The sequence below is a fragment of the Novosphingobium sp. genome (assembly GCF_036733805.1).
Classification (GTDB): domain Bacteria; phylum Pseudomonadota; class Alphaproteobacteria; order Sphingomonadales; family Sphingomonadaceae; genus Novosphingobium.
Map to the genome: position 1 here is coordinate 22591 of NZ_DAIMZT010000009.1, position 11064 is coordinate 33654.

Below are 11064 nucleotides of genomic sequence, written 5' to 3' on the forward strand. Positions count from 1 at the left end.
GGCATCAGTCCCTAGCCGGTGCGACCCGGTCAAGAAACTCCCTGATTGCATTCATGGCCCGGTCCCGCACCGGATCCACTTCACGCAGTATCTCGTGGCGGCATTCCTGACCGAAGACGACAATTTCGGCTTTCGGCAGACGCGCCACCGCGCGACGGATAGCTGGCCAGCTCACCAGCCTGTCAACGCTCGTGGCCAATACGAGGACGGGCACATCAACCGCCTCCAGAAAGCCTGGCGTCTCCAGCAGGCGGATAGAGGCTAGCGCGCGTTCGATCCAGCCCCAACTTGCAGCACCCATCGTGATCGCCGGACGTTGACGACGCCACCAATCCTCGTCGTCGTAGCGCGAGAGGTCATGCGTCAGCAGCCGGCTGCGGGCTTGCGGGATCAACGCGGGCTTCTCGCTACCTTTCCAGGCCGGGCGACGAGCATCGCCGAACGCGGCGATCGTTTTCGCGGCAAGGTGAAGCCACCTGCTCGGCAACCAAGCCGGATGTAGACCCAGCATCGGCGCGGAGAGCACCAGGGCAGTGGGACGCACCTTGCCCTCAGCCACCGCGCGGAGCACGACATGCCCGCCCATGGAATGGGCCACCGCGACATGCGGGCGCGCCGCGCCTGCAGACCAGTCTGTCCATAAGGCCGCGTAATCCGCTACCCAAGTCGCGAAATCGTCGACATGGCCGGTCACGGCGTCGCGTCCGAGGCGACCGCTGAAGCCCTGCCCTCGCCAGTCCGCGGCCGCGACGCTCCACCCCTCGGCATGCCATTGCCCAAACGCTTCCAGCCACTTCTCATAAGCGTCCGCGCGCCCTGGCATGAACAGGAGCGATCCGCGCCGCGCACCGGCAGGGGCTGGCCAATCCAGCCTCCGCAGCGAGTGCCCGTCCCCCGTCGTCCAGGCCCGTTCCTTGGCGTCCGCGGGAATGCTTCGGCGAAAGGCCGATGACAACCGGCTGAAAGCGGAAGGTGTCACTTTGGCTAATTCCGTTCTCAGCGCACTGGTTACTTTTTAGTAAGCGATACCCGGTAAACCGCTTCCAATGAAGGGGGCGACAGGATGTCGGGCGATCTATTTTCGTACGCATTGGCAGCGGCGTTGGCAACCGCTCTGCTTGTCGCTGCCTTCACTGATCTACGACGCCGCGAGATCGACAACGGGCTTAACGCAGCCATCGCGCTGGCCGCTCCCTTGTGGTGGCTGGCCATGGGCTTTGGCTGGTCGGACATCGGCTTTCAAGTGACGCTTGCGGCCGCCACCTTCGCGATTACTTGTGTGCTTTTCGCGGTTCGCCAGATGGGCGGCGGCGATGTCAAACTGCTTACGGCGCTAGCCCTTTGGTTTCCTCCTGTCAGTTTTGCGCAAGTCATCGTGCTGACCGCGGTGATCGGAGGCGGGGCCTCGGTTGCGATGGCGACCTTCAACATGAAACGCGTGCCCGGCGAAACCCTGCGCGATGCATTAGCGATGAGCGTAGCGCTGGCGTGGGTGGGAGGCGCCGGCAGCGTCCTTCTCTCCCTGGTGACACATCGGCCATTCGTCGGCAGGGCGGCGGAAGCCGTGGCAGCGGTTCTGCCGCGAGGCTGGATGATCGGCGTCATTGTCGTTCTTGTCATCGCGATGTTCACGCTCGGCGTGGCCCATATCATGCGCCGCCAGAAATCGCGCCTGCCGATACCTTATGGCATTGCCATCGCCGCGGCCGGGCTCTGGGTGCTGGGAGAGCAGACCCTTCTCGCGGCCCGTCTGGGGGCCCTGCCGGGGTGAACCCGATTTTAACCAATTTACCTCATAGTAGGCACTCCGTCGGGGGTTTTTCAGGGGGCTTTAAAAGCCATGGATAGAAAGAAGCTCGTGCTGCTGATCGTGGCGCTGCTGGTTGCGGCAGGCACTGCATTTGCCGCGCGGTCCATATTCACGGGTGCTTCCGCACCTCAAGCCGGCGCAGTGCCTGCTGCCCAGCCGAAGGGCCCGAAAGTTCTCGTGGCGCAGCGTGCGTTGCCGGTCGGCACGATCATCACCGCCGATGCGGTCTCGTTCCAGGACTGGCCACAAGAACTGGTCAAGGACGCCTATTTCATTGACGGTCAGGCAGACACGGCCAAGCTTCTGGGCACCGTGGTGCGTTATCCCATCACCGCTGGACAACCGCTGACCCAAGGGGCGCTCGTCGCGCCCGGTGATCGTGGCTTCCTTGCCGCCGCGCTCGGTCCGGGAATGCGCGCCGTCACCATTCCCGTGTCAGCAAAGACCGGCGTTGGCGGCTTCGTCTTCCCCGGCGATCACGTCGACCTGGTCCTGACTCAGCAAGTGACAGGCAATGGCCCGCCGTTACGCACGGCGGAGACGATTCTCCGCAACCTGCGCGTGCTTGCCACTGACAAAGCCACTGACAACGAGGTGGTCGACGGGAAGACGGTGGTACGCGATTTCCGCACGGTTACGCTCGAAGTTACACCGCGCATCGCCGAGAAGGTGGCCGTTGCGCAGGAAGTCGGCGAGATAAGCCTTTCCCTGCGCTCTATCGCCGACAATCAGAGCGAGTTCGAACGCATCCTCGCCAGCGGCGACGTCAAGGTTCCAGAAGGCGCGTCCAAGGCGCAGGAAGAACAATTGATGCGCCAGGCCATGACCAAGCCGATGGAAGGCAACACCACTTACGTGACTGGCGGCGATGTTTCTCGTTTCCAGAGTTCCAGCCGGCCGGCGATCGCCGGACAGAGTGCGCCGAGCGCCGCGATGGGGCCGCCGACAGGCACAGGCGTCGCAGGGCCAGTCCACAGCGGTCCCGTGGTCCGCGTGACCCGTGGCAAGGAAACAACCGAAGAAGTGGTGGGGAGCAAGTAATGGCCACAGCCGGCATGAAACGCGCCTTCGCCGCGCTCGCGAACCCCTTTGAGGGCAAAACCATGAAACCGCGTCTTCTCAAAACCATGCTGACCGCAGCCTGCGCGCTCTCGCCGCTGGCCATAACGGTCGCGGCTCCAGCGACGGCTCAGTCGGTGATGCGCCCCGTGCAGAACATTGAACTGTCGATCGGCAATGGTCAGTTGGTCAACGTGCCAGGTGCGATGACCGACGTCTTCGTTGCCAACGAAGCGGTTGCCGACGTTCAGGTCAAGTCCCGGAACCAGTTCTACGTCTTCGGCAAGGCTGGCGGCACCACCACTGTCTACGCCAGCGATGCCGCCGGCAAGGTCGTTTGGTCGGGAACTATCCGCGTCGGTTCGAATCTCGACAGCGTCGATGCGATGCTTCGCCTGGCCATGCCAGAAGCCAAGATCGGCGTTTCAACCATGGGTTCCAACACCTTTCTGCTGACGGGCACGATCAAGACGCCGGAAGATTCCGCCGAAGCCGAACGGCTTGTGCAAGCTTATGTGGGCGACAAGGCAAACGTCATCAGCCGTTTGCATCTGGCGACGCCTTTGCAGGTCAACCTGCAGGTGCGAATTGCCGAAGTCAGCCGCTCGCTTGTCAAGTCGCTGAGTTCCAACCTGACCACGATTGACGGAACGGGCGGCTTCAAGTTCGGCCTCGGTCAAGGCCGTACCTTTTACAACACCTTCACCACCAATCCCAATCTGCCGCTGGGCATGGGCTCTAACGTGCAGGGATATGTGGTGGACCCCATCACCGGACAGATCGTGCTGAAACCGGGAACGAACGTGCTTCCGCTTAACGGTTCCAACACGATCGCGGGCATGGGCAAGCTGTTCGGCCTGAATATCCTGGGTGCGCTGGACGCCGGCGAAACCGTTGGCCTGGTTTCCACCCTCGCTCAACCCAACCTGACCGCCCTTTCAGGAGAAACGGCGGAGTTCCTGGCGGGAGGTGAGTTTCCCATTCCCATCAGCGAGGGATTGGGCACGACCACCATTGAATACAAGAAGTACGGTGTGAGCCTGAGCTACACGCCCACGGTTCTTGCCAATGGCCGCATTTCGCTGCGCGTGCGCCCGGAAGTATCGGAACTCTCCAATGACGGCGCGGTCACGCTCAATGGCTTTTTGGTCCCGGCCCTTACCGTGCGTCGTACCGAAACCACCATCGAGCTCGGCTCCGGCCAGAGCTTCATGATCGCGGGCCTGTTGAGCAACAACAGCTCGAACACGATCCAGAAACTGCCGGGCGCCGGTGATCTGCCGATCCTTGGCTCGCTGTTCCGCTCCACCAACTATAAGCGCGGCGAGACCGAGCTGGTGATCGTGGTCACCCCCTATCTCGTCAATCCGGTCAACGCCTCGCAGATCGCCCTGCCGACGGACGGCTTCAACTCTCCCAACGAGTTGCAGCGCCTTCTCGGCAACATGGACAACGACGGGGTCAGCGGCGCGAAACGACCTGACCCGAGCCAGGCGCCGTCCGGAGCCTCCGGCCCCGGCATCGGCGCTGCGGAGGCTCCGGCCAACCCCGCCAAGTCCAAGCCGTCCAAGCACACCGCGTCCGACGACAGTGCCAAGCCCGGCTTCAGTCTGAAGTGAGAAAGGTGAACACCATGCCTTCGTTCCGACCGGCACGCGCCATCCTGACCGGCAGCACCGCCCTCGCTCTCTCGCTGGGCCTGGCGCTCGCGGGGTGCGGCGGCATTCCGACCAACCGCTCGATGAACAGCATTCATCAGCCGGTGGTCGAAAAGGTCAATTACACGCTGGACATCACCACGAGCGGATCCGGCCTGGCTTACGGCGAACAAAGCCGCCTTGCCGGTTGGTTCAACGCCATGGGCCTGAAATACGGCGACAAGGTCTATGTTGATGACCCGAGCGGCAATGCCGAAACGCGCGACGCGGTCGAGGCCGTCGCCTCACGCTATGGCCTCATGCTGGATAGCGATGCGCCGCAAACTGCCGGATATGTTACGCCGGGCACCGCGCGCGTGGTGATCGTTCGCAGCAAGGCGTCCGTCCCCGGTTGCCCAGACTGGTCGGCCAAGAGCGATTTCAATCCCAACAACGGCCTTTCCAGCAATTACGGCTGCGCCACGAACAGCAATCTCGCCGCGATGGTGGCCAATCCCGAAGATCTGCTGCGCGGGGCGGATACGGCCGGCTCCACTGTCGCGATGAGCTCCAACAAGGCGATCGACGCCTATCGCAAGGCGGAACCGACCGGCAACGGAAACGCGGTCTCCAAAACCGGCACTAAGGGTAACTAAGCCATGAACGCAGCCTGGAAATCCGGTGCTCCCAATGGCCGCGATCAGTTTGCGGCGTATCTTTGCGATGAAGCATCGCTGGAGGCATTGCGCCCGGTCGTCGTCGAGATGGGTTGGCAGCCCGAGAAGTGCTGCAAGGGTGGGCTGCGCAACGCCGTCCAGTCGCTCTCGATCACGGCGTCACCCAATGTCTTGATGATCGACCTCTCGGAAAGCGGCGATCCGCTCAACGACATCAACGCGCTGGCGGAAGTCTGTGAGCCCGGCACGATCGTGATCGCGGTAGGGCAAGTCAATGACGTTCGCCTTTACCGCGACCTTATCGCCAGCGGCATTCACGATTATCTGCTCAAGCCCCTCGCGCCGGGACAACTCCGCGATGCGTTCGCGCAAGCACAGACCGCGCTCGCGGCGCCGAAACAGCATGATGCGGCGAATGCCAGGCAGCATGTTTCGACGGCGGTCATCGGCACCAGGGGAGGCGTTGGCGCCTCGACGCTGGCGACGTCTCTTGCCTGGCTGTTCAGCACGGACAGCAAGCTGCCCACGGCGCTCCTTGATCTTGACATTCATTTCGGCACCGGAGCCCTGAGCCTCGACCTGGAACCGGGCCGCGGCCTCACTGACGCAATCGAGAACCCCAGCCGGATCGACGGCCTGTTCATCGAACGCGCAATGATCCGCGCGAATGACAATCTTGCGATTCTTTCAGCGGAAGCGCCGATCAATTCGCCTTTGATGACCGATGGCGCAGCTTTCGTGCATCTTGAGGAGGAATTTCGTCAAGCATTCGAGATGACGGTGATCGACCTTCCTCGCAACATGCTCATCAATTTCCCTCAGTTGATCGCCGATGTGAACGTGGTCGTGTTGGTGGTCGAAATGACCTTGGCTTCGGCGCGCGATTCAATCCGCCTGCTTTCCTGGCTGAAGGCCAATGCTTCGCAGGCCAAAGTGATCGTGGTTGCGAACAAAGTGCAACAGGGTGTGGCTGAAATCAGCAAGGCGGACTTCGAGGCATCGATCGAGACCGGTATCCAGCTCTCGATTCCCTATGACATCAAAGCCGCATCGGCGGCGGCAAAGCTGGGCCAGACTTTCGCTGAGGCTAACCGATCGACCAAGGCCGGAGCAGCCATGCGCGAACTGTCGCGCATGCTTGTCGATCGCGAGGGAGCCGATGAAAGCGCGGCGTCCAAGAAGTCATTGCTGGGCAAGCTCGATCTCAAGTCGATCATGCCCAAGGCCAAGAAAGCGGAACCGGCCGGTTAGGAACACAGGGGCTGACATCCTTCACGCGCATCCGGCACGTGGGACATATGGGCGTAGGACATAGATGAACATTCTGCAGTTGATGTTGTTGGCAGGTGGCCTGGCGAGCGTCGGGGCGCTAGTCGTTGCTGCGTTTGCCGGCCCGTCGGCAAGCAAGGAATCGAATCGCCGTCTTCGCGCTGTCCGCCTCCGCCATTCGGAAAGCACGAGCGACCGACTAGAGGCACAAATGCGCAAGGCGGTCGCCGCGCGCAAGCCGCGGGTGCACCGGATCGCCGGTTCCGGTTCGCGGATTGATGCCTTGGCCCTGCGCCTGCATCGCACCGGCAAAGGCTGGTCAGTCACGCAGTATCTCTATTCCTCGCTTGGCCTCGCCGGCTTCATCGCCGCGATTATCTATCTCAAGTCCGGTGCGCTTATCCTTGCACTGGCGATCGGCCTGGCCGCGGGTGCCGGCATCCCACACATGGCCGTGAACCACTTCATCAAACGACGCGCAAATTCATTCACGGTGAAGTTTCCCGATGCCATCGAACTGCTCGTGCGCGGTTTGCGCTCCGGCCTTCCAGTTACTGAAACGCTTGGCGTGGTGGCTCAGGAAGTGCCAGGGCCGGTCGGCGAAGAATTTAAGCTCATCACCGACCGCATCAAGGTTGGCAAAACGATGGAGGACGCCCTCCAGGAAACTGCCGACCGTCTGGCCATGCCGGAGTTCAACTTCTTTTGCATCACTCTGGCGATCCAGCGCGAAACCGGCGGCAATCTTGCCGAAACGCTGGCAAACCTAGCCGACGTGCTGCGCAAACGCGCGCAAATGAAGCTCAAGATCCGGGCGATGAGCTCGGAGTCAAAAGCATCGGCCTATATCGTGGGCGCCCTGCCCTTCATCGTCTTCGGCATGATCTGGTGGATCAATCCCAACTACATCGGCACGTTCTTCATTGACCAACGGCTGATCGTCGCCGGCCTGGGGGGGCTTATATGGATGGGTATCGGCGCCTTCATCATGGCCAAGATGGTTAGTTTCGAGATTTGATCGAGGACAAGGGACAATGATTAATCAACCCACGGGTCCGACCCTCCTCGGTTTCGACGTCATCTTTGTCGGCACCGTGCTGGCGTTTATCGCCGCAGCAGCCGTTGTGATCGCCATTTATGCCGCCGTGACGGTGACGGACCCGATGGCCAAGCGCGTCAAAGCGCTCAACCAGCGGCGCGAAGCACTCAAGGCCGGCATTGTCACCACCGCGCGCAAGCGTCAGAGCGTAGTGCGTCGCAATGACACGACGGACCGCATTGGAGAGTTCCTTGGCGCATTCAAGATGCTGCAGGACAGCCAGCTCAAGATCATCCAGCAGAAACTGGCGCAGGCCGGCATCCGCAACAAGGAATGGGCGGTTGCAGTCATCTTTGCCCGGCTGGTTGCGCCAATCGTGCTCGGCGGTCTTGCCGCGATCGTGATCTACTGGATCAACTACTTCCCGCAGTGGAGCAGTTTCAAGAAGTTCATGGGCTTCGCCGCCATGCTTATCGCCGGTTACAAAGGACCGGACTTGTTCATTCAAAACCTGGCCAGCAAGCGCACCGATGCGATCCGCAAGGGCCTTCCTGACGCGATTGACCTGCTGGTGATCTGCGCCGAAGCTGGCTTGACGATCGATGCCGCCTTCGAACGCGTCTCTCGCGAACTGGGCCGCGCTTATCCGGAATTGGGCGAGGAATTCTCTCTCACATCGATCGAACTGTCATTCTTGACCGAACGGCGGCAGGCATTCGAAAATCTCGCCTGGCGCGTGAATCTCGACGCCGTTCGCGGTGTGGTCACAACGATGATCCAGACGGAACGCTACGGCACACCGCTGGCTTCGGCGCTGCGCGTGCTATCGGCGGAATTTCGCAACGAACGCATGATGCGGGCTGAGGAAAAGGCGGCGCGGCTGCCCGCCATCATGACGGTTCCGCTGATCTTGTTCATCCTGCCCGTATTGTTCATCGTCATTCTCGGCCCGGCGGCCTGCTCGATATCCGACGCCTTCTCCGCTGGCGGTCCAGCGAAAGGGCATTGATGGACATTGTCGGAGCGTGAATGCCGCACTCGGGCAGCGCCGGCCGTGGAGGGTTTCCCAGCAGGATACGATCGCCTTACGAAACGAGGCCCTGAAACGACGGCAATAAGTTTTCTTCGGGCCAGCTTACTGAGATATCGCCCTCCCGGCCATCAATCTCGCTCGCCGAAAATCCTGCAAGCCACCGCGTCGAGCTTTGCGACCAATTCCGGGTCGCGCGCATCCGGCGCGGTGATAAAGGCATGTTCCAGCGCGGTGTCGATCGGGCTTGGCTCTCGAACGGGGGGCAGCCCCGCCGCCAGGGCGCGCAAGGCGTCGCGTGCGATACGAGCGTTTGCGTGCATCACTTCCAGCACATGGCTGACTTCCACCCCACCTTCTTCCTCACGCCAGCAGTCGTAGTCAGTGACCATGCCCAGCAGAGCATATGGCAACTCCGCTTCGCGGGCCAGGCGCGCTTCGGGCATCGCGGTCATGCCAATCACATCGGCGCCCCACGACTGATAGACGCGGCTTTCGGCGCGGGTCGAGAACTGCGGCCCTTCGATGGACACATAACAGCCGCCTTGATGCACCTTCCCACCGGCAAGCCGGGCCGCGGCGGCCAGAAGTTCGCAAAGCCGCGCGCAGACCGGGTCGGCAAGGCTTACGTGAGCGACCAGCCCCGCCCCGAAGAAGCTGTTCGTCCGCGCCGTTGTTCGGTCGATGAACTGGTCCACCGCCACGAACTGGCCCGGCGCCATGTTTTCGCGGAGCGAGCCCACCGCGCTAAGGGCAACCACGTCAGTCACCCCGCAGCGTTTGAGGACATCGATATTGGCACGGTAATTGACGGCGGACGGCGGAATGCCGTGCCCCGCGCCATGCCGCGCGATGAAGGTAAACCGTACATCGCCGATATGACCGGTGGTCACTGGACCCGAAGGTTCGCCAAACGGACTGGAGACCGGAATCTCCTGCGCATCTTCCAGATCGATGCCGGCGGCCAGCCCTGAACCCCCGATAACCCCGATGTGCCAGAACCTGCTTTTTTCAGCGCGCAAGAATACCTGCCATGATGATGTCTATCGTGTGTTCGCGATAGCGATCGCGCAGCGTCTCGGTCAACGAATCCTGATCGAAACAGTGTTTGAGCACCAGCCGCGCCGAGAAGAACCGATCCACCGCGCCTGTCACTGTGAAATAGAAAAGTTGCGGATCGATTTCACGAAACACGCCGGCCCTCACGCCATCGCCGATCAGCTGCTCATAAGCGCGGTAAATCGGCGAGAGATAGCAATCGGCGATCCGGCGCGCTTCTGCATCGTCGCTTTCCCGAACCATGCGCATGGTCAGGCGATTGAGGTAAGGCACGTCGTAGAACGTATCGACGACCTTCCACAGGTGGCGATGCAGTTTCGCTTCGGGCGACCACCCGTCCTTGGCCAGCAGGGCATCGACGCTGGTGACGATCGCTTGCCAGTCCCGATCCAGCAGAGCCTTGAGCAGACCCGCCTTGTTGCCGAAATAATACTTCACCAGCGCGGAATTGAGGCCGGAACGCAGGCTCAGTTCGGAAAGGGAGATGTCGACCACATCGCCCTCACGCATGATCGCGCTTGCCGTCTGCAGCAGCAGATCGCGCGCGCCGGGCGGGGCGGCGATGTCCCCCGCCGCTTCCATCGCTGCTTGACTCCGGCTTCCCATGCAGATCCTTATTTCGGGCCCATGCGGATAGCGCCATCAAGGCGTACCGCTTCGCCGTTCATATAATCATGTTCGATCATGAAAAGGGCAAGCTGCGCATATTCTTCGGGTTTTCCCAAGCGCTTGGGAAACGGGACCATGGCGGCCAGCGCGTCCTGCACCCCTTGCGGCATGCCCGCCATCATCGGCGTTTCAAATATGCCGGGCATGATGGTGTTCACGCGGATGCCGTCATTCATCAGATCGCGCGCAATCGGCAGCGTCATAGCCAGCACGCCGCCCTTCGATGCTGCATAGGCCGCTTGCCCGATCTGTCCATCCTGCGCCGCGACCGATGCGGTGTTGACGATAACGCCGCGCGCGCCGGCGGCATCCACCGGATCGAGTGTCACCATGCCCGCAGCCGATTGGGCGATGCAACGGAAAGTGCCCACCAAATTGATGGCGATCGCCTTTTCGAACAACGCCAGATCATGTCCCTTGGGCTCGCCCGTCTCGCGGCTCCGTCCCACCGTCTTGGCCGCAGGCGCGATGCCGGCGCAGTTTACCAGGATACGCTCCTGTCCATGTGCGGCGCGCCCCTTGGCAAAGCCGGCCTCGACACTGGCATCGTCCGTGACGTTCACTTCGCAAAAAACACCGCCAGTCTCTTTCGCCAAAGCCTCTCCTGCCTCGGCATTGAGATCGAAAATGGCGACTTTCACTCCCCGCCCCGCCAGCGCCCGCGCCGTAGCCGCGCCCAGGCCCGAAGCGCCGCCGGTAATGACTGCTGCGACGCTGCTATCGAGCTTCAATTTTGCTTCCTTTCCAGAAATGAGGCGACCTCCGGCATCGATCCGGGGTTCTGCGTGCAGACTTAATCAACCGGTTAAAAGGAA

At 61.7% G+C, this 11064-nt stretch carries 11 protein-coding genes; 7 read left to right on the plus strand and 4 right to left on the minus strand.

The window, feature by feature from the left end; all coding sequences use genetic code 11:
- Positions 1-4: 4 nt before the first annotated feature.
- Positions 5-979, minus strand: a complete 975-nt coding sequence (locus V7D69_RS04080) for an alpha/beta hydrolase (protein WP_333605125.1) — start codon at positions 977-979, stop codon at positions 5-7.
- Positions 980-1063: 84 nt separating this feature from the next.
- Between V7D69_RS04080 and V7D69_RS04085 the strand changes: the two genes are divergently transcribed.
- From V7D69_RS04085 to V7D69_RS04115, 7 genes are all read left to right on the plus strand, one after another.
- Positions 1064-1771: an A24 family peptidase gene (locus V7D69_RS04085; protein WP_333605126.1), complete on the plus strand. Its 708-nt coding sequence runs from the start codon at positions 1064-1066 to the stop codon at positions 1769-1771.
- Positions 1772-1840: 69 nt separating this feature from the next.
- A complete protein-coding gene (gene cpaB / locus V7D69_RS04090; protein WP_324063631.1) occupies positions 1841-2851 on the plus strand; it encodes a Flp pilus assembly protein CpaB in 1011 nt (336 codons plus the stop codon).
- Positions 2851-4488 carry a type II and III secretion system protein family protein gene (locus V7D69_RS04095; protein WP_414691001.1) on the plus strand — a complete coding sequence of 546 codons (1638 nt, stop codon included), beginning with the start codon at positions 2851-2853 and terminating at the stop codon, positions 4486-4488. Before cpaB ends, V7D69_RS04095 begins: the two co-directional genes overlap by 1 nt.
- 14 nt (positions 4489-4502) lie before the next feature.
- On the plus strand, positions 4503-5162 hold the full coding sequence (locus V7D69_RS04100; RefSeq protein ID WP_333605127.1) for a CpaD family pilus assembly protein: 660 nt from the start codon (positions 4503-4505) through the stop codon (positions 5160-5162).
- 3 nt (positions 5163-5165) lie between these two features.
- Positions 5166-6434, plus strand: a complete 1269-nt coding sequence (locus tag V7D69_RS04105) for an AAA family ATPase (protein WP_333605128.1) — start codon at positions 5166-5168, stop codon at positions 6432-6434.
- 64 nt (positions 6435-6498) lie between these two features.
- Positions 6499-7470, plus strand: a complete 972-nt coding sequence (locus tag V7D69_RS04110) for a type II secretion system F family protein (protein WP_333605129.1) — start codon at positions 6499-6501, stop codon at positions 7468-7470.
- Between the two features lie 16 nt (positions 7471-7486).
- The gene (locus V7D69_RS04115) at positions 7487-8500 is read left to right on the plus strand and encodes a type II secretion system F family protein (RefSeq protein ID WP_324063623.1); all 1014 of its coding nucleotides are present in this window, start codon (positions 7487-7489) and stop codon (positions 8498-8500) included.
- Between the two features lie 152 nt (positions 8501-8652).
- Here the strand turns inward: V7D69_RS04115 and mtnP are convergent, their stop codons facing one another.
- From mtnP to V7D69_RS04130, 3 genes are read right to left on the minus strand one after another with little or no spacing between them, the layout of a single operon-like run.
- On the minus strand, positions 8653-9543 hold the full coding sequence (gene mtnP / locus V7D69_RS04120; RefSeq protein WP_324063621.1) for an S-methyl-5'-thioadenosine phosphorylase: 891 nt from the start codon (positions 9541-9543) through the stop codon (positions 8653-8655).
- Positions 9533-10186 carry a TetR family transcriptional regulator gene (locus V7D69_RS04125; RefSeq protein ID WP_333605130.1) on the minus strand — a complete coding sequence of 218 codons (654 nt, stop codon included), beginning with the start codon at positions 10184-10186 and terminating at the stop codon, positions 9533-9535. Before V7D69_RS04125 ends, mtnP begins: the two co-directional genes overlap by 11 nt.
- A gap of 8 nt (positions 10187-10194) precedes the next feature.
- Positions 10195-10980, minus strand: coding sequence for an SDR family oxidoreductase (locus V7D69_RS04130; RefSeq protein WP_324063618.1), 786 nt, complete (start codon positions 10978-10980; stop codon positions 10195-10197).
- Between the last annotated feature and the right edge of the window lie 84 nt (positions 10981-11064).

What these genes read in the sequence shown, in the direction of transcription:
- V7D69_RS04085 (WP_333605126.1), top strand. Translation starts at nt 1,064, where the DNA reads ATGTCGGGCGATCTATTTTCGTACGCATTGGCAGCGGCGTTGGCAACC.
- cpaB (WP_324063631.1), top strand. Translation starts at nt 1,841, where the DNA reads ATGGATAGAAAGAAGCTCGTGCTGCTGATCGTGGCGCTGCTGGTTGCG.
- V7D69_RS04095 (WP_414691001.1), top strand. Translation starts at nt 2,851, where the DNA reads ATGGCCACAGCCGGCATGAAACGCGCCTTCGCCGCGCTCGCGAACCCC.
- V7D69_RS04100 (WP_333605127.1), top strand. Translation starts at nt 4,503, where the DNA reads ATGCCTTCGTTCCGACCGGCACGCGCCATCCTGACCGGCAGCACCGCC.
- V7D69_RS04105 (WP_333605128.1), top strand. Translation starts at nt 5,166, where the DNA reads ATGAACGCAGCCTGGAAATCCGGTGCTCCCAATGGCCGCGATCAGTTT.
- V7D69_RS04110 (WP_333605129.1), top strand. Translation starts at nt 6,499, where the DNA reads ATGAACATTCTGCAGTTGATGTTGTTGGCAGGTGGCCTGGCGAGCGTC.
- V7D69_RS04115 (WP_324063623.1), top strand. Translation starts at nt 7,487, where the DNA reads ATGATTAATCAACCCACGGGTCCGACCCTCCTCGGTTTCGACGTCATC.
- V7D69_RS04125 (WP_333605130.1), bottom strand. Translation starts at nt 10,186, where the DNA reads ATGGGAAGCCGGAGTCAAGCAGCGATGGAAGCGGCGGGGGACATCGCC.